General features: G+C 63.9%; 18 protein-coding genes and 1 tRNA gene. 7 read left to right on the top strand and 12 right to left on the bottom strand.

Translation table 11 applies throughout. The features are described from left to right. Window positions 1-112 precede the first annotated feature (112 nt). The 9 genes from rpoC to G481_RS0121605 form a co-directional block, all read right to left on the bottom strand. Window positions 113-4,351: a DNA-directed RNA polymerase subunit beta' gene (rpoC, locus tag G481_RS0121645; protein WP_028031864.1), complete on the bottom strand. Its 4,239-nt coding sequence runs from the start codon at window positions 4,349-4,351 to the stop codon at window positions 113-115. A gap of 46 nt (window positions 4,352-4,397) precedes the next feature. Beyond that, the gene (rpoB, locus tag G481_RS0121640; RefSeq protein ID WP_028031863.1) at window positions 4,398-8,531 is read right to left on the bottom strand and encodes a DNA-directed RNA polymerase subunit beta; all 4,134 of its coding nucleotides are present in this window, start codon (window positions 8,529-8,531) and stop codon (window positions 4,398-4,400) included. Between the two features lie 243 nt (window positions 8,532-8,774). After that, a complete protein-coding gene (gene rplL / locus G481_RS0121635; RefSeq protein ID WP_028031862.1) occupies window positions 8,775-9,149 on the bottom strand; it encodes a 50S ribosomal protein L7/L12 in 375 nt (124 codons plus the stop codon). A 69-nt stretch (window positions 9,150-9,218) separates the two neighbouring features. After that, the gene (rplJ, locus tag G481_RS0121630) at window positions 9,219-9,734 is read right to left on the bottom strand and encodes a 50S ribosomal protein L10 (RefSeq protein WP_028031861.1); all 516 of its coding nucleotides are present in this window, start codon (window positions 9,732-9,734) and stop codon (window positions 9,219-9,221) included. A 267-nt stretch (window positions 9,735-10,001) separates the two neighbouring features. Next, the gene (gene rplA, locus G481_RS0121625) at window positions 10,002-10,700 is read right to left on the bottom strand and encodes a 50S ribosomal protein L1 (RefSeq protein WP_028031860.1); all 699 of its coding nucleotides are present in this window, start codon (window positions 10,698-10,700) and stop codon (window positions 10,002-10,004) included. Between the two features lie 4 nt (window positions 10,701-10,704). After that, entirely contained in the window at window positions 10,705-11,157 is a 453-nt protein-coding gene (rplK, locus tag G481_RS0121620) for a 50S ribosomal protein L11 (RefSeq protein WP_028031859.1), read from the bottom strand. Between the two features lie 90 nt (window positions 11,158-11,247). After that, a complete protein-coding gene (nusG, locus tag G481_RS0121615) occupies window positions 11,248-11,784 on the bottom strand; it encodes a transcription termination/antitermination protein NusG (protein ID WP_028031858.1) in 537 nt (178 codons plus the stop codon). Between the two features lie 171 nt (window positions 11,785-11,955). After that, a complete protein-coding gene (gene secE, locus G481_RS0121610) occupies window positions 11,956-12,153 on the bottom strand; it encodes a preprotein translocase subunit SecE (RefSeq protein ID WP_028031857.1) in 198 nt (65 codons plus the stop codon). A gap of 358 nt (window positions 12,154-12,511) precedes the next feature. Then, window positions 12,512-13,354, bottom strand: coding sequence for an SDR family NAD(P)-dependent oxidoreductase (locus tag G481_RS0121605; RefSeq protein ID WP_028031856.1), 843 nt, complete (start codon window positions 13,352-13,354; stop codon window positions 12,512-12,514). A gap of 136 nt (window positions 13,355-13,490) precedes the next feature. Here G481_RS0121605 and G481_RS0121600 point away from each other — a divergent pair, with 136 nt between their 5' ends. Further along, a complete protein-coding gene (locus tag G481_RS0121600) occupies window positions 13,491-14,483 on the top strand; it encodes a type I glyceraldehyde-3-phosphate dehydrogenase (protein WP_028031855.1) in 993 nt (330 codons plus the stop codon). Here G481_RS0121600 and G481_RS25305 read toward each other — a convergent pair. From G481_RS25305 to G481_RS0121585, 3 genes are all read right to left on the bottom strand, one after another. Next, a complete protein-coding gene (locus tag G481_RS25305) occupies window positions 14,480-14,749 on the bottom strand; it encodes a type II toxin-antitoxin system HicB family antitoxin (protein ID WP_084451186.1) in 270 nt (89 codons plus the stop codon). The genes G481_RS0121600 and G481_RS25305 overlap by 4 nt on opposite strands. Before the next feature lie 114 nt (window positions 14,750-14,863). Continuing rightward, window positions 14,864-14,939, bottom strand: a tRNA-Trp gene (locus G481_RS0121590). 85 nt (window positions 14,940-15,024) lie between these two features. Continuing rightward, a complete protein-coding gene (locus G481_RS0121585; RefSeq protein ID WP_028031854.1) occupies window positions 15,025-15,471 on the bottom strand; it encodes a hypothetical protein in 447 nt (148 codons plus the stop codon). 148 nt (window positions 15,472-15,619) lie between these two features. On the opposite strand from G481_RS0121585, the gene G481_RS0121580 reads away from it, so the two are divergent. The 6 genes from G481_RS0121580 (at window position 15,620) to G481_RS0121555 (ending at window position 19,511) form a co-directional block, all read left to right on the top strand. Then, window positions 15,620-16,201 carry a hypothetical protein gene (locus G481_RS0121580; protein ID WP_028031853.1) on the top strand — a complete coding sequence of 194 codons (582 nt, stop codon included), beginning with the start codon at window positions 15,620-15,622 and terminating at the stop codon, window positions 16,199-16,201. 129 nt (window positions 16,202-16,330) lie between these two features. Then, on the top strand, window positions 16,331-17,506 hold the full coding sequence (tuf, locus tag G481_RS0121575) for an elongation factor Tu (protein ID WP_028030312.1): 1,176 nt from the start codon (window positions 16,331-16,333) through the stop codon (window positions 17,504-17,506). A gap of 54 nt (window positions 17,507-17,560) precedes the next feature. After that, the gene (gene rpsJ / locus G481_RS0121570) at window positions 17,561-17,869 is read left to right on the top strand and encodes a 30S ribosomal protein S10 (protein ID WP_028031852.1); all 309 of its coding nucleotides are present in this window, start codon (window positions 17,561-17,563) and stop codon (window positions 17,867-17,869) included. 12 nt (window positions 17,870-17,881) lie between these two features. Next, window positions 17,882-18,601 (top strand): 50S ribosomal protein L3, encoded by a 720-nt coding sequence (gene rplC / locus G481_RS0121565; RefSeq protein ID WP_028031851.1) that lies wholly within the window; start codon window positions 17,882-17,884, stop codon window positions 18,599-18,601. Continuing rightward, window positions 18,598-19,218: a 50S ribosomal protein L4 gene (gene rplD, locus G481_RS0121560; protein ID WP_028031850.1), complete on the top strand. Its 621-nt coding sequence runs from the start codon at window positions 18,598-18,600 to the stop codon at window positions 19,216-19,218. The genes rplC and rplD overlap by 4 nt, the downstream gene beginning before the upstream one ends. Continuing rightward, a complete protein-coding gene (locus G481_RS0121555) occupies window positions 19,215-19,511 on the top strand; it encodes a 50S ribosomal protein L23 (protein WP_028031849.1) in 297 nt (98 codons plus the stop codon). Before rplD ends, G481_RS0121555 begins: the two co-directional genes overlap by 4 nt. Window positions 19,512-19,529 lie beyond the last annotated feature (18 nt).

Genomic DNA, 19,529 nt, shown 5'->3' with positions numbered 1-19,529 from the left:
ATGATTTTCGGTGATGTGACAGATTGCGATTGCGGATGCTTTCGCCGCCCCAAGGCATGGCAAAGGGCCCCGGCATTGCTGCCGGGGCCCCCGCCGTTCCGTTGACGCCCGATCAGAGATCGCGGCTTTCGACCGTGTCCACCAGACCCGACTCGCCCGAGGCATCCATCGGAGCCACCAGCGCTGCGGCGGCTTCGGCCTCGGCGCGGCGCTCCTCGATGACCACCTGGTCACGTTCGACGGCGATGCGCTTGACGCGGGCGGTCGCGCCACCAGTGCCCGCCGGGATCAGGCGGCCCACGATGACGTTTTCCTTGAGGCCGACCAGCTTGTCGCGCTTGCCCATGACCGAAGCCTCGGTCAGCACGCGAGTCGTCTCCTGGAACGAGGCGGCCGAGATGAAGCTGCGGGTCTGCAGCGACGCCTTGGTGATGCCCAGCAGCACCGGCTCGCCCGAAGCGGGGCGGCCACCGCGTGCCAGAACCTTGGCGTTCTCTTCCTCCAGCTCGGTCTTGTCGACCTGCTCGCCCTTGAGCAGCGTGGTATCGCCCGACTCGAGGATCTCGATCTTTTGCAGCATCTGCCGCACGATCACCTCGATGTGCTTGTCGTTGATCTTCACGCCTTGCAGGCGATAGACGTCCTGAACCTCGTCGATCAGGTAGTTCGCCAGCGCCTCGATGCCCATGATCCGCAAGATGTCGTGCGGGGCCGGGTTGCCGTCCATGATGTAGTCACCCTTCTGCACGAAGTCGCCTTCCTGCACCGGGATGTGCTTGCCTTTCGGCACCATGTATTCGACGGGCTGCATCGTCTCGTCGACCGGCTCGATGCTGATGCGGCGCTTGTTCTTGTAGTCCTTGCCAAAGCGCACATAGCCATCAAGCTCGGCGATGATCGCGTGATCCTTGGGACGACGGGCCTCGAACAGTTCCGCCACGCGGGGAAGACCCCCGGTGATGTCCTTGGTCTTGGCACCTTCGCGCGGGATACGCGCCACGGTGTCACCGGCCTTCACCTCTTGCCCGTCTTCGACCGACAGAATGGCGTCGACCGACATCGGGTAGCTGATCGGGTTGCCCTGATCGTTGCGCATGGGTTCGCCCGTTTCGGCGTCCATGATGATGATCTCGGGCTTGAGATCGTTCGCACGCGGTGCCGAGCGCCAGTCGGACACGATCTTCTGGGTCATGCCGGTGGCTTCGTCGGTATCCTCGCGGACCGACAGGCCCGAAATCAGGTCGACGAACTTGGCGATACCGGCCTTTTCCGCGATGATCGGCAGGGTATAGGGGTCCCATTCGAACAGCTTGGTGCCCCGCTTGACCGCCTGATCCTCGCGGACGAACAGCTTGGTGCCATAGGTCAGCTTGTGGACGGCGCGTTCCTGACCGTTCTCGTCGATGATGGCGATCGACATGTTCCGGCCCATCACGATCAGATCGCCATTGGCGGCGGTCAGCGTGTTGGGGTTGCGGAATTCGATCTTGCCCTCTTGCGAGGCTTCCAGGAACGACTGCTGGCCACCCTGCGCGATGCCGCCGATGTGGAAGGTCCGCATCGTCAGCTGCGTGCCGGGTTCACCGATGGACTGTGCGGCGATGATGCCGACAGCCTCGCCCACGTTCACCATGGTGCCGCGTGCCAGGTCGCGGCCATAGCAGGTGGCGCAGACGCCCTCTTCGGCCTCGCAGGTCAGGGCCGAGCGGATCTTGACGCTGACAACGCCAGACTGCTCGATCACGTCGGATTTGCGTTCGTCGATCAGCACGCCCTTGGCCACCAGCACCTCGCCGGTCGCCGGGTCGATCACGTCATCGGCCGTGACACGGCCCAGCACACGTTCGCCCAGCGAGGCCACGACCTCGCCATCGTTCACCGCGGCTTCGGCGGTGATGTAGCGATCGGTGCCGCAGTCGATCGAGCGCACGATGCAATCTTGCGCCACGTCGACCAGACGGCGGGTCAGGTAACCCGAGTTCGCCGTCTTCAGCGCGGTATCGGCCAGACCCTTGCGGGCACCGTGGGTGGAGTTGAAGTACTCCAACACGGTCAGACCTTCCTTGAAGTTCGAGATGATCGGCGTCTCGATGATCTCGCCCGAAGGCTTGGCCATCAGACCGCGCATCCCGCCCAGCTGCTTCATCTGCGCAGGCGAACCCCGTGCCCCCGAGTGGGACATCATATAGACCGAGTTCGGTTCCTTTTCGGCGCCCATGTCGTCGGTGCGCACTGCCGAGATTTCCTTCATCATCTCGGCCGCAACGGCGTCAGAGCACTTCGACCAGGCATCGACAACCTTGTTGTACTTTTCGCCCTGGGTGATCAGGCCGTCCATGTACTGTTGTTCGAATTCCTTCACCTGGTCGCGCACGCCATTCACGATGTCCCACTTGTTGTGCGGGATCAGCATGTCGTCCTTGCCGAAGGAGATGCCGGCCTTGAACGCTTCCTTGAAGCCCAGACCCATGATCTGGTCGCAGAAGATCACCGACTCTTTCTGGCCGCAGTAGCGGTAGACGGTGTCGATGACGTTCTGCACGTCCTTCTTGCGCAGCAGGCGGTTCACCAGTTCGAACGGCGCCTTGGCATTCAGCGGCAGCAGGTTGCCCAGGCGCAGACGGCCGGGGGTGGTTTCATACCGCTTCCAGACCTCGTTGCCTTCCTCGTCGATCTGCTTGATCCGCGCGGTGATGGTCGAGTGCAGATGCACCTCGCCAGCGGCGAGGGCGTGTTCCACCTCGTCGATGTCGCGGAAGATCTTGCCTTCGCCCTTCATGCCCTTGCGGTTCATGGTGACGTAGTAAAGGCCAAGCACCATGTCCTGCGACGGCACGATGATCGGGCTGCCGTTTGCCGGCGACAGCACGTTGTTCGTGGACATCATCAGAACGCGCGCTTCCAGCTGGGCTTCCAGCGAAAGCGGGACGTGCACGGCCATCTGGTCACCGTCGAAGTCGGCGTTGAACGCCGAGCAGACCAGCGGGTGCAGCTGGATCGCCTTGCCCTCGATCAGCGTGGGTTCAAACGCCTGGATGCCCAGACGGTGCAGCGTCGGTGCGCGGTTCAACAGGACCGGGTGTTCGCGGATCACCTCATCCAGGATATCCCAGACCTCGGGGCGCTCTTTCTCGACCAGCTTCTTGGCTTGCTTGACCGTCGAGGACAGGCCCTTGGCCTCCAGCCGCGAGTAGATGAACGGCTTGAACAGTTCCAGCGCCATCTTCTTGGGCAGGCCGCACTGGTGCAACTTGAGTTCCGGCCCGGTCACGATGACCGAACGGCCCGAGAAGTCCACGCGCTTGCCCAGCAGGTTCTGACGGAACCGGCCCTGCTTGCCCTTGAGCATGTCGGACAGTGATTTCAGCGGGCGCTTGTTGGTGCCCGTGATCACGCGGCCGCGGCGGCCGTTGTCGAACAGCGCGTCCACCGCCTCTTGCAGCATCCGCTTTTCGTTGCGCACGATGATGTCGGGCGCACGCAGCTCGATCAGGCGCTTGAGACGGTTGTTGCGGTTGATGACGCGGCGATACAGATCGTTCAGGTCGGACGTCGCAAAGCGGCCCCCGTCCAGCGGCACCAGCGGGCGCAGTTCCGGCGGGATCACCGGCAGAACGGTCAGGATCATCCATTCCGGCCGGTTGCCCGAATCCAGGAAATGTTCCACGACTTTCAGCCGCTTGATGATCTTCTTCGGCTTCAGCTCGCCGGTGGCCTCTTTCAGCTCCTCGCGCAGCTTGTCGGCCTCGGCCTGCAGGTCGATCATCGCCAGCATCTCGCGGATGGCTTCCGCGCCGATATTGGCGGTGAAGGCGTCAGAGCCCCACTGATCCTGCTTGTCGAGGAATTCTTCCTCGGTCAGCAGCTGGCCATAGGTCAGGTCGGTCAGACCCGGCTCGATCACCACATAGTTCTCGAAATACAGGATGCGTTCCAGATCGCGCAGCGTCATGTCGAGCATGAGGCCGATCCGGCTGGGCAGCGATTTCAGGAACCAGATGTGGGCGACGGGCGCGGCCAGTTCGATATGGCCCATGCGTTCGCGGCGCACCTTTTGCAGCGTGACTTCCACGCCGCATTTCTCGCAGACGACGCCGCGATACTTCATGCGCTTGTATTTGCCGCACAGGCATTCGTAGTCCTTGATCGGCCCGAAGATCCGGGCGCAGAACAGCCCGTCTCGTTCCGGCTTGAAGGTCCGGTAGTTGATCGTTTCGGGCTTCTTGATCTCGCCATAGGACCACGACAGGATCCGCTCGGGCGACGCCAGGCTGATCTTGATCTCGTCGAAGGTCTTGGGCTGCGCCATCGGATTGAACGGATTGGCGGCGGAGGTGATTTCCTGGTTCATCTTGCGTCCTTAATTAAGGGGAGCGGTTGAGAGAGGGCCGAAGCCCTCACTCCTCCTCCGCATCCAGGAGTTCCATGTTCAGGCCGAGGCCGCGGACTTCCTTGACGAGCACGTTGAAGCTCTCGGGAACGCCCGCCTCGAAGTTGTCCTCGCCCTTGACGATCGACTCGTACACCTTGGTCCGGCCGGCCACGTCGTCCGACTTGACCGTCAGCATTTCCTGCAGGGTATAGGCGGCGCCATAGGCTTCGAGTGCCCAGACCTCCATCTCCCCCAGACGCTGACCGCCGAACTGCGCCTTGCCGCCCAGCGGCTGCTGGGTGACCAGCGAGTACGGGCCAGTCGAGCGGGCGTGCAGCTTGTCGTCGACCAGGTGGTGCAGCTTGAGCAGATACTTCACGCCCACCGTCACCGGACGCGCCAGCTGTTCGCCCGTGCGGCCGTCGAACACGATCGACTGGCCGGACTGGTCAAAGCCCGCACGGCGCAGCGCGTCGTTGACGTCGGCTTCCTTGGCACCGTCGAAGACCGGGGTGGCAATCGGAACGCCGCGCGTCACCTGCTGCGCGCTTTCGATCAGGTGATCGTCATCAAGGCCGGCGATGATCTCGTCATAGGTCTCGTCGCCATAGGCGTGGCGCATGGCCAGCTTGACCGGCGACAGATCGCCATTGCGACGATATTCCTGCAGCGCCTCGTCGATCTGCACGCCAAGTCCGCGCGCAGCCCAGCCCATGTGGGTTTCGAGGATCTGACCGACGTTCATCCGCGACGGCACGCCCAGCGGGTTCAGCACCAGGTCGACGGTCGTGCCATCGGCCAGGAAGGGCATGTCTTCCATCGGAACGACCTTGGAGACCACACCCTTGTTGCCGTGACGACCGGCCATCTTGTCGCCCGGCTGCAGCTTGCGCTTCACCGCGACGAACACCTTGACCATCTTCATCACGCCGGGGGGCAGATCGTCGCCGCGGCGGACCTTCTCGACCTTGTCCTCGAAGCGATGTTCCAGCGCGCGCTTCTGCGCGTTGAACTGGTCGTTCAGCGCTTCGACTTCCTTGGCCAGGTCTTCCTCGGCCACGGCCAGCTGCCACCATTGGCCACGGCTCAGCGTGCCCAGCAGCTCGTCATTGATCTCGGACCCGGCCTTGACGCCTTTCGGCCCCTTGACCGCCACCTTGCCCATGATCAGCGACTTCAGACGCGCATAGATGTTGCGCTCGAGGATCGCCAGCTCGTCGTCGCGGTCGCGGGCGAGGCGTTCGACTTCCTCACGCTCGATCTGCAGGGCACGTTCGTCCTTGTCGACGCCGTGACGGTTGAACACCCGCACTTCGACGATGGTACCATAGGCCCCCGGCGGCAGGCGCAGCGAGGTGTCGCGCACGTCCGACGCCTTTTCCCCGAAGATGGCGCGCAGCAGCTTTTCTTCCGGCGTCATCGGGCTTTCGCCCTTGGGGGTGATCTTGCCGACCAGAATGTCGCCCGGCTGCACTTCGGCGCCGATATAGACGATACCGGCTTCGTCGAGATTGCGCAGGGCTTCCTCGCCGACGTTCGGGATGTCGCGGGTGATCTCTTCCGGCCCCAGCTTGGTATCGCGGGCGGCAACTTCGTATTCCTCGATATGGATCGAGGTATAGACGTCATCGCGCAGGATGCGTTCGCTGATCAGGATCGAGTCTTCGTAGTTGTAGCCGTTCCAGGGCATGAACGCGACGACCACGTTCCGGCCAAGCGCCAGTTCGCCCTGATCGGTGCAGGGACCATCCGCGATCACCTCGCCGCGGGCGATGGTGTCGCCCACTTTCACGATCGGACGCTGGTTGATGCACGACGACTGGTTCGAGCGCTTGAACTTGCGCAGACGATAGATGTCGACGCCCGGCTCGCCCGGCTCCAGCATCTCGGTCGCGCGGATAACGATCCGCTGCGCATCCACCTGGTCGATGATCCCGCCCCGGCGCGCCATGATCGCGGCGCCCGAGTCGCGGGCCACCACGCCCTCGATGCCGGTGCCGACAAAGGGCGCGTCCGATTGCAGCAGCGGAACCGCCTGACGCTGCATGTTCGAGCCCATCAGCGCGCGGTTGGCGTCGTCATTTTCCAGGAACGGAATGAGCGAGGCTGCAACCGACACCAGCTGTTTCGGCGACACGTCGATCAGGTCCACCGCTTCGGCCGGGTTCAGCATGAATTCGCCGGCTTTCCGGGTGGAAACCAGCTCGTTCACAAAGCGCCCGTCCTCGTCGAGGTTGGCGTTCGCCTGCGCGACGGTGTGGCGCATCTCTTCGGTGGCCGAGAGATAGATCACGTCATCCGTCACCTGGCCATCGCGCACCTTGCGATAGGGGGTCTCGATGAAGCCATACTTGTTCACGCGGGCATAGGTGGCCAGCGAGTTGATCAGACCGATGTTCTGACCTTCCGGCGTTTCGATCGGGCACATCCGGCCATAGTGGGTCGGGTGAACGTCGCGCACCTCGAAGCCGGCACGCTCGCGGGTCAGACCGCCCGGCCCGAGGGCCGACAGACGGCGCTTGTGCGTGACTTCCGACAGCGGGTTGGTCTGGTCCATGAACTGCGACAGCTGCGAGGAGCCGAAGAATTCGCGGACAGCCGCAGCCGCCGGTTTGGCGTTGATCAGGTCTTGCGGCATGATCGTGTCGATTTCCACCGACGACATGCGCTCCTTGATGGCGCGTTCCATGCGCAGCAGGCCGACGCGATACTGATTTTCCATCAGCTCGCCCACCGAACGCACCCGGCGGTTGCCGAGGTGGTCGATGTCGTCGATCTCGCCCTTGCCGTCACGCAGTTCCACCAGGCCCTTGATACAGGCAATGATGTCATCGCGGCGCAGGGTGCGCTGGGTGTCCGGCGCGTCCAGATCGAGACGCATGTTCATCTTGACCCGGCCAACGGCCGACAGATCATACCGCTCGCTGTCAAAGAACAGGCTGTCGAACAGCGTCGCCGCCGCGTCCAGGGTCGGCGGCTCGCCAGGACGCATGACGCGGTAGATGTCCATCAGGGCACCATCGCGGTTCATGTTCTTGTCCGCCGCCATGGTGTTGCGGATATAGGGCCCGACATTGACATTGTCGATGTCCAGAACCGGGATCTCCAGGATGCCCTGATCCAGCAGCGTCTTGACGGTGCCGCCCTTGACCTCGCCGTCGCGGTCCAGCTCCCAGGTCAGCTCGTCACCGGCCTCGACCCAGATCTCGCCCGTCTCTTCGTTGATGATGTCGCGGGCAACAAAGCGGCCGAGGATGTGATCGAACGGAACCAGCAGTTCGGTGATCTTGCCGTCGTCGATCCACTTCTTGACCATCCGCGGCGTGGCCTTTTCGCCCGCCTTCAGGATGACCTCGCCGGTGGCGGCGTCGATCAGATCCCAGGTCGGACGGGTGCCGCGCACGCGCTCGGGGAAGAACTTGGTGACCCAGCCCTTGTTGCGCTCATAGCGGTAGGACACGGTGTTGTAATAGGCCGCCATGATGGCGTCCTGATCCATGCCAAGCGCATAGAGCAGCGTCGTCACCGGCAGCTTGCGGCGACGGTCGATGCGGGCGAACACCAGATCCTTGGCGTCGAATTCAAAGTCCAGCCAGCTGCCGCGATAGGGAATGATGCGGCAGGCGAACAGCAGCTTGCCCGACGAATGGGTCTTGCCCTTGTCATGGTCGAAGAACACGCCCGGGCTGCGGTGCATCTGGCTGACGACCACGCGCTCGGTGCCGTTCACCACGAAGGTCCCGTTCGCGGTCATCAGCGGCATGTCGCCCATGTAGACGTCCTGCTCCTTGATGTCCTTCACGGAGCGGGCGCCGGTGTCCTCGTTCACATCGAACACGATCAGACGCAGCGTCACCTTCAGCGGCGCGGCAAAGGTCATGTCGCGCTGCATGCATTCGTCAACGTCGTATTTCGGCTTCTCCAGCTCGTATTTCACGAACTCGAGCACCGCGGTGTCGTTGAAGTCCTTGATCGGAAAAACCGACTGGAAAACGCCCTGAATGCCCTCGCCATCGGCCGGCTTGTCGTGGTCGCCAGAACGCAGGAAAAGATCATAGGACGATTTCTGAACCTCGATGAGGTTCGGCATTTCAAGAACTTCGCGGATTTTGCCGAAGTAGCGGCGAATGCGCTTCTGGCCAACGTAAGCTTGCGCCATGCTCGTGGTCACCTTTCGTCATCTCGGCACATCTCCCCGTCGGGCCACGGAGGAGCGCCTTTCGAACGCGGATGTCGCGGGTTCCATGCCTGCCCGCCGTCCCACCGGCGGGCTCCCGAACCCCTGACCTTTCCGGAACGGCGCACCGGTGATGCGCCCTTCAAGACAGGTCCGGCCGGACCCGGGAACCCCCGGGTCCGGCCTGATGATGTGGTCAGGATGCGTGACGCATCCCGGACACGATCACTTCAGCTCGACTTTAGCACCAGCTTCTTCGAGCTTCTTCTTCATCGCTTCGGCGTCGGCTTTCGAAGCGCCTTCTTTCACTTTGCCGCCGGCTTCCACCAGGTCCTTGGCTTCTTTCAGGCCCAGGCCGGTGATCGCGCGCACTTCCTTGATCACGTTGATCTTGTTGGCGCCGGCGTCGGTCAGAACGACGTCGAATTCGGTCTTTTCTTCTTCAGCCGGAGCCGCGGCAGCAGCCGGGCCAGCCATCATGACGGCGCCGCCAGCGGCGGGCTCGATGCCGTATTCGTCCTTCAGGATCGTTTTCAGTTCCTGAGCCTGCAGCAGCGTCAGGTTGACGATTTGCTCGGCGAGTGCTTTCAGATCAGCCATTTTTCAGTTCCGTTCGATTTTAGATGGGGTTCCGACGACGGGTAGTCCAGTCGAAGGCATTGGGAAGTCTCAGGCAGCTTCGCGTTCCTCAAGGGTCTTGAGGATTCCGGCGATATTCGCCGCAGGCGCGCCAATCGCACCGGCGATGTTCGAAGCCGGAGCACCGATGCAGGACACGATCTGAGCGATGAGCTCCTCACGCGACGGCATCGAGGCCACGGTTTTCACACCGGCCGGGTCGAGAACCGTATTGCCCATGGCGCCGCCCAGAATCACGAACTTGTCGTTCTTCTTGGCATAGCCATCGCAGACCTTCGCCGCAGCGACGGGGTCTTCCGAATAGGCGAATACAGTCATGCCCTTGAGAAGATCGGCCATGCCCGCACCGGGCTTGCCTTCAAGGGCGATCTGGGCGAGCTTGTTCTTGGCGACGCGAACAGCCCCACCGACGGCACGCATGTCCGCCCGCAGGTCCTGCATCTGAGCAACCGTCATGCCTTCGTAGTGGGCAACCACCACGACGCCAGAGCTTTCGAAGATCTGGCCGAGTTCCTCGACCACTTTCTCTTTCTGGGCTCTATCCACAGGTTCACTCCAAGTTTGGGGGTTTCCCCCCGGCTCTCTTTCGCCAGCCCCGTTCGGGGCGGGCGGTCGGGTCCGTTTCAGGGTCCCGGTTCCAGATCACCCGAGGCAATCGCCCCGAATTCCGTTCCCGTTTCCCATCTCGGGAAGGATATTAAGCAGGTTTCCCCGCACCCTCCGTCTCGGACAGGACAGGGCGTTTCCGCCCCGCCATCCCGGCCCTTTCAGACCGGAAATCTTCTCAGACAGGCATTGCGCCTGCCTAGCAAATCACTTTGCCGTGGCCGAAGCCAGGTCGACGCTGACGCCCGGACCCATGGTCGAGGACAACGAGACCTTCTTCAGGTAGGTGCCCTTGGCGCCGGTCGGCTTGGCACGCGACACCGCGTCCACGAAGGCGCGGATGTTCTCGGCCAGCTTGCCGCCTTCGAACGAGACCTTGCCGACGCCGCCGTGAATGATCCCGGCCTTCTCGACCTTGAACTGGACCTCACCGCCCTTGGCGTTCTTGACCGCAGTGCCGACATCCATCGTCACCGTGCCGACCTTGGGGTTCGGCATCAGGTTGCGCGGGCCCAGGATCTTGCCCAGACGGCCGACCAGCGGCATCATGTCCGGGGTCGCGATGCAGCGATCGAACTCGATCACGCCCTTCTGGATGGTCTCCAGCAGGTCTTCGGCACCAACGATCTCGGCGCCGGCGGCCTTGGCTTCGTCAGCCTTGGCACCGCGGGCAAAGACGGCGACGCGCACGGTCTTGCCGGTGCCGTTCGGCAGGTTGACCACGCCGCGGACCATCTGGTCAGCGTGACGCGGATCGACGCCAAGGTTCATCGAGATCTCGACGGTCTCGTCGAACTTGGCCGAAGCGGCCTTCTTGATCAGCTCCACCGCTTCTTCGACGGTGACGTTGGCCTTGCCTTCGAACAGGGCGCGGGCGGCCGCGGTGCGTTTTGCAACTTTCGCCATGGTCTCAGCCCTTCACTTCGATGCCGCAGGACTTGGCCGAGCCAAGGATGATCTGCATCGCCGCGTCGATGTCATTGGCCGACAGGTCTTTCATCTTGACTTCGGCGATCTGGCGGACCTGAGCGGCGGTCACGGTGCCCTGCACGGTGCGGCCCGGCTTGGGGCTGCCCTGCATGCGCGCACGCTTGCCGACCGGCTTCAGGCCAGCGGCCTTCTTCAGCAGGTAGGACGCCGGCGGGGTCTTGAGTTCCAGCGTGAACGACTTGTCCTGGTAGTAGGTGATCACCACCGGGGTCGGCGCGCCAGCCTCGATGTCCGCGGTCTTGGCGTTGAATTCCTTCACGAACGCCATGATGTTCAGACCGCGCTGACCCAGCGCCGGACCGACTGGCGGCGACGGGTTGGCCTGCTGGGCCTTCACCTGCAGCTTCAGCTGCCCCATTACTTTCTTGGCCATCTGGCCTACTCCTTCATCACTGTGCCCCGCAGCGGGGCAAGTTTAGCGGTTCGGCGGTCCGGTTTCCCGTCCACCTCCCGCAGCGGCACCTCAGGCGACTTTCGACACCTGGGTGAATTCCAGCTCGACCGGCGTTGCGCGGCCAAAGATCGACACCGTGACCTTCAGGCGGCTCGCGGCCTCGTCGACTTCCTCGACCATGCCATCGAAGCCCTCGAACGGGCCATCGTTGACCTTGACCCGCTCACCGATCTCGAAGCGGATCAGGTTGCGCGGCGCAACCTCGACCCCGGCCTCGGCACGATTGAGAATCCCGTTCACCTCTTCGTCACGCATCGGCATCGGCTTGCCTTGCGGACCAAGGAAGCCGGTGACGCGATTGATCGAAGTGATCAGATGATAGCCGCGGTTCGACATATCCATATGCACAAGCACATAGCCCGGCATGAAACGGCGCTCGGAGGTGACCTTCTTGCCACGGCGGATCTCGATGACCTCTTCGGTCGGAACCAGAACCTCGTCGATCTCGTCTTCCAGACCGGCATCGGACACGGCCGTACGGATCTGCTCGGCGACCTTCTTCTCGAAATTCGAGAGGACGCTCACCGAATACCAGCGCTTTGCCATGCCTGTCACCTTCGCCTTCCGGGCTGTCCCGGTCTTTCTGCCGTCAGCGGGCTGTTACGGCCCGCACCCGGACAAAAACACGGCGCGCATGCGAATCGCTGCACGCCGCTGTCCGGGAAACACCGCCCCCTCTAACGCCGGGGCGGTCCGAATTCAAGAGGAACCGGCCGATCAGCCGAAGATCGACAGAAGACCGCGCAGACCCAGGTTGATCGCAGTATCGACGGCAAAGAAGAACACCGCCGTGAGCGACGCCATGACAAAGACCATGACCGTGGTCAGCATCACCTCGCGCCGGTTCGGCCAGACGATCTTGCCTACCTCGGAGCGGGTCTGCTGGAGGAACTGGAAGGGGTTCGTCTTGGCCATCGCCATCGCCTCGCATACCGGAATGCGCCCAGATACGCGCACGGGGGGGCGAATTCAACCCCTGCCCCGCCCACCCGGCGAAGCACCGCCGGCAGCCCGCGGCCAAAGGGGCCGTCTGCCCCTTTGGACACCCCGAGGATATTTGAAACAAGTCGAAAAGCAGGAAAGACCGCGCGCACAGCGGCGCGCCCGATCACGCGGATCCCGGACCGGCAAGGCCGCGCCTTGGTGGGCCGCATCTTGTGAAAGCGCCCGCATCTTTGCCTTTTCTCAAATACCCTGGGGGTCCGGGGGCAAGGCCCCCGGCGCGGCCCAAGGCCGCATGGCGCCCGGAACGGGCGATGGGCGGGTGCGGGAGCTACCCCCTCGCCACCACCCAGTCCAGCGCGCGGGTCGGCAGCAACCGGCGCAAGCCGCCCATCAGCCAGGTCGGGGTGGTGATATAATAGCGCGGCCTGGGGTTCGGGCTTTCCAGCGCATGGACCAGCCTTGCGGTCACGGCCGAGGCTGGCAGCTCGAAACGGTCGGGGCCGGTCGCATCGGCAGCCGCGTGCAGGCGCTTGACCAGCGTGCTGCGGTATTCCTCGGCGCGGGCCGAATTTTGCCAATCCACCCAGCGGTCGAACCCGCGCCTGGCGTTCAGGCGGAAATCGCTGGTGATCGGACCCGGCTCCAGCAGGATCACCCGGATCGGGGTATCGCGCATCTCCAGCCGCAGCACGTCGGTCAGGCCTTCCAGCGCGAATTTGGTTGCCACATAGGCGCCGCGCCATTTCATCGGCACCAGCCCCAGCACGGACGAGCAATTGACGATTCGCCCATGGCCCTGGGCGCGCATCAAGGGGATCACCCGGCGTGTCAGGTCATGAACGCCAAACAGGTTGGTCTCGAAGATCTCGCGCAGCGCACCGCGCGGCAGATCCTCGACCGCGCCAGGAATGGCAAAGGCTCCGTTGTTGTAAAGCGCATCCAGCCGCCCGCCGGTGCGCGCCATCACCTCGTCCATCGCGGCGGCAAGACTGTCCTCGCAGGCGTAATCCAGCGGAAAGCTTTCCAGCCCCTCGGCGCTCAGGCGGGCGCAATCCTCGGGCTTGCGGCAGGTGGCCAGCACGCGCCAGCCGCGCCGCGCAAGGCCATGGGCCGCATCATGGCCGATGCCGGTGGAACATCCGGTGACCAGAACCGTGCCGCGTGTGCTCATCGCTGTCTCCTGCTGCGTTCGCACCCCGGGTTAGCAGGCCGCGACGGCAGGGGCCATAGCGGCCTGACCGCCGTTTCGGCTCTGGCATCTGCCCGCATCGGGGCGCAGATTGACCCCGCGAGTCGGAGGGCAGGCGATGACGAAACAGCTTCGGGTGGCGATCAACGGGTTCGGGCGGATCGGGCGGACCGTGCTGCGGGCCTGGGCCGGTGGCGGCTGGCCCGAGGTGCAGATCGTTGCCATCAACGATATCGCCAGCCCCGAGGATTGTGCCTATCTGCTGGAATACGACAGCGTCTTTGGCCGCTTTCCCGGCGAGGTCCGGCTGGAAGAAGGCGCCCTGATCGCAGGCCCGCACCGGATGCGCCTGACGCGCGAGGGCGATCTGTCGCGGCTCGATCTGTCCGATGTCGATCTGGTGATGGAATGCACCGGCAAGGCTGACAGCGTCGAAATCTCGGGCCGCGGGCTTGCGGCCGGGGCGCATCGGGTGCTGATCTCGGGCCCGTCCGAGGCCGCCGAGTTCACCGTGGTGCTGGGCGCGAATGATGCGGCGCTCGATCCGCATATGCGGGTGATCTCGAATGCCTCTTGCACGACCAATGCGCTGGCGCCCCTGGTGCGGGCGTTGCATGGGGCCTTTGGCGTCGAAACCGGGTGGATGACGACCATCCATTGCTATACCGGCAGCCAGCCCACCGTGGATGCGCCGCGCGGCGATCCGGCCCGCTCGCGCGCCGCCGCGCTGTCGATGGTGCCGACGACGACCAGCGCCGGGCGGCTGATGGACCGGGTCTTGCCAGAGCTGGCCGGGTGCATCTCTTGCGCTGCGGTCCGGGTGCCGGTCGCCAGCGTCTCGGCCATCGACCTGACCTTCCGCCCCGCGCGCGCCGTCACGGTGGCCGAGGTGAACGCCGCCTTGCAAGCGGCCGGCGGGGTGATCGGCTGGACCGGCAAGCCGCTGGTGTCGTCCGACCTGCGGGCACGGCCGGAAAGCATTGTCATGGCCCTGCGCGAAACCGCCGTCACCGGCGGCGGGCTGGTGCGGGTCTTTGGCTGGTATGACAACGAATGGGGCTTTTCCTGCCGGATGCTGGATGTGGCGCGCATCTGGGGCGGGCGCGGTTAGGGCCGCGCAATCAGCGGGACCTGTGACTCGACGACCAGCGCGATCTGGCACCCGTCAGCCAGATCGCGCTGTCCCAGCGCTTGCAGATCCTGCACGCATACCTTGGGCGCTGGCATCTCGAACCAGAGCCCAAGCGCCTCGGCGGCCATTGCCGGCAAATCCTCGATACGGTCGGCGGCCGAAAGGCAGCCCGGAAACTGCGGAAAAGCAAGACCGTAGGCGCTGTCGCCTTCCTGATGGAGGATTGCGTCGATTCGCGTTTTCACGATGCGCCCGTCCCGATACCGATAGAAAAACCAGGAAACCCAGGCCGCCCGGCCCAGGATCGAACATTGTATCGGGGATAAAACCTGCTGCACCGGATGCAGCGCATTACGACCTGGCAGGGGCAGCAGGACTCGAACCCGCGACCCTCGGTTTTGGAGACCGATGCTCTACCAACTGAGCTATACCCCTAGGCCGTGGCGCAGGGGTTAAGCCAGCCCGCGCGGCGGGTCAAGGGGGAATCGGGCCCTGACTTTCCTTGCCCCCTACCGCCGACCTATTCCCCGATCAGCTTGCAATCGATCGGCAAGACCTTGCCCGCAAGGTCCTGCACGGGGCCATCGACCAGCGCGCAATCCAGCAGGTTGTCCTCGGCGCCGAAGCGGGCGGAATAGACGTTCACGTTCACCTGCGGCGAGACAACCTGCGTCAGCGGCATCGAGCCCAGATTCGCCCCCAGCAGCACCTTTTGCGGCACCGGCCAGATCACATGTTCTTCCAGCCCCAGAAAGATCAGCCCTTCCTCGTCCGGCTCGATCGTCGCGCCCTGGGCGGGCTCGCCAAAGAAGAAGGCCGAAACCGTGACCATTTCCGAAAGACTTGCCAGCTCTTTCAGCGCCTTCTGGGAAAATCCGATCTCAAGCGTCAACGGGGTTTCCGCGCGCAGCGGGGCGGCCATCGTGGAACAGATCAGCAAGGCGACAAGGGCGGATTTGGACGGCATGAGCGACTCCATGGGCTGGCCAAGGCGATGGGCGCACGGCGCAGGGCGCCGGTCAAGCGCGATCGGCGGAAACGGGGCAGTCCGCGGGGGCGGGCGTTGCCCCGGATGCAGCTTTCCGCTATGGCGGTGCGGCCAACGGAGAACCCCGATGACCGCATTCCGCCTGATTGCCCTGACCGCTGCCACGCTTGCGCTGGCCGCCTGCGAAACCCGCACCGGCCTGAACGCGCCCCCCGCCGAACTGTCGCATTTCAAGCTGGGCCATGTGGCCGTCATCGCCGACAAGGCGACCAAGGCACCGATTTCGCGCGATGCGACGGCGGATCAGTGGACCACCGCGCTGACCAAGGCGGTGCGCGAGCGGTTCGACCGGATCGACGGCGATACGTTCTATCACCTGGGCGTCAACGTCGATGGCTATGCGCTGGCCCCGCCCGGCGTGCCGCTGCTGGTCTCGCCGAAATCGGTGCTGATCGTCTCGGTCACGCTGATCACCGACACCGAAGGCGGCAAGGTGCTGAACCCCAAGCCTCAGCAGCTGACTGTGTTCGAAACGCTGTCGGGGGATTCGGTCGTCGGCACCGGCCTGACCAAGACCGCCGAAGAGCAGATGGCGAACCTGTCGTTCAACGCCGCCCTCGCCATCGAGGACTGGCTGTCGAAAAATCCGCAGTTCTTCGACCCGAACGCCAAGCCCATCGTCAGCGTCCCGGCAGCGCCGGTCAAGTAACCGCGGATCCGCGCCCAGGCAAATGCGCAACGGCGCTTGAAATTTCCCGTGCCAGCCGATACACGGCGCGCGGTGTTGAATCGGGCCGGCCGCGCCTGCGGGGGCCCCCAAGCATGGGATGGCTGCGCCATGGCGAAGGCAAAGTTTGAACGTACGAAACCGCACGTGAACATCGGGACGATCGGTCACGTTGACCACGGCAAGACGACGCTGACGGCTGCGATCACGAAATACTTCGGCGAATTCAAGGCTTACGACCAGATCGACGGCGCGCCGGAAGAGCGGGCTCGCGGGATCACGATCTCGACCGCCCACGTCGAATACGAAACCGAAGCGCGTCACTACGCCCACGTCGACTGCCCCGGCCACGCCGACTATGTGAAGAACATGATCACCGGCGCCGCGCAGATGGACGGCGCGATCCTGGTGGTGAACGCTGCCGACGGCCCGATGCCGCAAACGCGCGAGCACATCCTGCTGGGCCGTCAGGTCGGCATTCCCTACATGGTCGTCTACCTGAACAAGGTCGACCAGGTGGATGACCCGGAACTGCTGGAACTGGTCGAGATGGAAGTGCGCGAGCTGCTGTCGTCGTACGACTACCCCGGCGACGACATTCCGATCGTCAAGGGCTCGGCCCTGGCGGCGATGGAAGGCCGTGATCCGGAAATCGGCGAGAACTCGATCCGCGCGCTGCTGGCCGCTGTCGACGAATACATCCCGACCCCGGCGCGCGCTGTCGACCAGCCGTTCCTGATGCCGATCGAAGACGTGTTCTCGATCTCGGGCCGTGGCACCGTGGTGACCGGCCGTGTGGAACGTGGCGTGATCAACGTCGGTGACGAAGTCGAGATCGTCGGCATCCGCCCGACCACCAAGTCGACCGTGACCGGCGTGGAAATGTTCCGCAAGCTGCTGGACCGCGGCGAGGCTGGCGACAACATCGGCGCGCTGCTGCGCGGCGTCGACCGTGAAGGCGTGGAACGTGGCCAGGTGCTGTGCAAGCCGAAATCGGTGATGCCGCACACCCACTTCGAAGCCGAAGCCTACATCCTGACCAAGGAAGAAGGCGGCCGTCACACCCCGTTCTTTGCGAACTACCGCCCGCAGTTCTACTTCCGCACGACGGACGTGACCGGCACCGTGAAGCTGCCGGAAGGCACCGAGATGGTGATGCCGGGCGACAACCTGAAGTTCGAGGTCGAGCTGATCGCCCCGATCGCCATGGAAGAAAAGCTGCGCTTCGCCATCCGTGAAGGCGGCCGCACCGTCGGCGCCGGCGTCGTCTCCAAAATCCTCAAGTAATATCGCGGTAGGGTGGGATTAAGGTCCCACCCCTCCACTCCGAAGGATAATCAGATGTCTGGACAAACAATCCGCATCCGGCTCAAGGCCTTCGATTACCGCGTCCTGGATGCCTCGACGCAGGAAATCGTCAACACGGCCAAGCGGACCGGCGCACAAGTGCGTGGCCCGATCCCGCTGCCGAACAAGATCGAAAAGTTCACGGTTCTCCGTGGACCGCACATCGACAAGAAGTCGCGCGACCAGTGGGAAATTCGTACCCACAAACGTATGCTCGATATCGTGGATCCGACCCCGCAGACGGTGGACGCGCTGATGAAGCTCGACCTCGCCGCCGGCGTGGATGTCGAGATCAAAGTGTAAGGGGGCATCACGATGCGCTCTGGAGTTATCGCCAAGAAGCTGGGCATGACCCGGCTGTTCCTGGAAGATGGTAAGCAGATTCCTGTAACGGTTCTGCAACTGGACAACCTGCAAGTGGTCGCGCAGCGCACCGCCGACAAGGATGGCTACACGGCCGTCCAGCTCGGCGCGGGCACTGCGAAAGCCAAGCGCACCAGCGCCGGGATGCGCGGGCATTTCGCGAAAGCGAATGTCGCGCCCAAGCGCAAGCTGGCCGAGTTCCGCGTCACCGCGGACAACCTGATCGACGTTGGCGCCGAGATCTCGGCCGAGCACTATGTGCCCGGTCAGTTCGTGGACATCGCCGGCACCTCGATCGGTAAAGGCTTTGCCGGTGCGATGAAGCGGCACAACTTCGGCGGTCTGCGCGCCTCGCACGGTGTGTCGATCAGCCACCGCTCGCACGGCTCGACCGGCCAGTGCCAGGACCCCGGCAAGGTGTTCAAAGGCAAGAAGATGGCTGGCCACATGGGCGCCGTCCGCGTGACCACCCAGAACCTGCAAGTCGTCAAGACCGACGCCGAGCGGGGCCTGATCTTGGTCAAGGGTGCGGTTCCCGGTTCGCGTGGCGGCTGGGTGACGATCAAGGATGCGGTCAAGAAGCCGGCTCACGCCGAAGCTCCGAAACCCGCCGCGGTCCGCGCCGCCGCTGCTCCGGCTGCCGAAGTGGCTGCCGAAGGGGGTGAAGCATGAAACTTGATGTGATCAAGCTCGACGGCGGCAAGGCTGGCGAGATCGAGCTGGACGAGGCGCTGTTCGGTCTTGAGCCGCGCGCCGACATCCTGCACCGCGTGGTGCGCTGGCAGCGGGCGAAAGCCCAGGCCGGCACCCATGCGACGCTGGGCAAGTCCGATGTGAGCTACTCGACCAAGAAGATCTATCGCCAGAAGGGCACGGGCGGCGCACGCCACGGCTCGCGCAAGGCGCCGATCTTCCGCAAGGGTGGCGTCTACAAAGGCCCGACCCCGCGCTCGCACGCCCACGAGCTGACCAAGAAGTTCCGTGCGCTTGGCCTCAAGCACGCGCTGTCGGCCAAGGCCAAGGCGGGTGAGCTGGTGGTTCTGGAAGCGGCAACCCTTGCCGATGCCAAGACCTCTCAGCTGGCCAAGGCGCGCGAAGCTCTCGGCTGGAAGCGCGCGCTGATCATCGACGGCGCCGCCATCGACGAGAACTTCGTCAAGGCCGCGCGCAACCTGGAAGGCATCGACGTGCTGCCCGGCATCGGTGCCAACGTCTATGACATCCTCAAGCGTGATGTTCTGGTCATCACCAAGGCGGGTGTCGAAGCCTTGGAGGCACGCCTGAAATGAGCGCGAAGCCCGAACAGTACGACGTGATCCGCCGTCCGGTGATCACCGAGAAAGCGACCATGGCGTCCGAAAACGGCGCAGTGGTGTTTGAAGTCGCGATGGATTCGACCAAGCCGGAAATCAAGGCAGCGGTCGAGCAAGTCTTCGGCGTCAAGGTGAAGGCGGTGAACACCACCATCACCAAAGGCAAGACCAAGCGTTTCCGCGGCCGCCCCGGCGTCCGTTCCGACGTGAAGAAAGCCTATGTGACGCTCGAGGAAGGAAACACCATCGACGTCTCTACCGGCCTCTGATAGAAGGCCAGCGAATCT

The sequence above is a fragment of the Gemmobacter nectariphilus DSM 15620 genome, from assembly GCF_000429765.1.
Classification (GTDB): domain Bacteria; phylum Pseudomonadota; class Alphaproteobacteria; order Rhodobacterales; family Rhodobacteraceae; genus Wagnerdoeblera; species Wagnerdoeblera nectariphila.
Note: the sequence above shows the minus strand (reverse complement) of the source record. Positions and strands in the feature narration are given on the sequence as shown.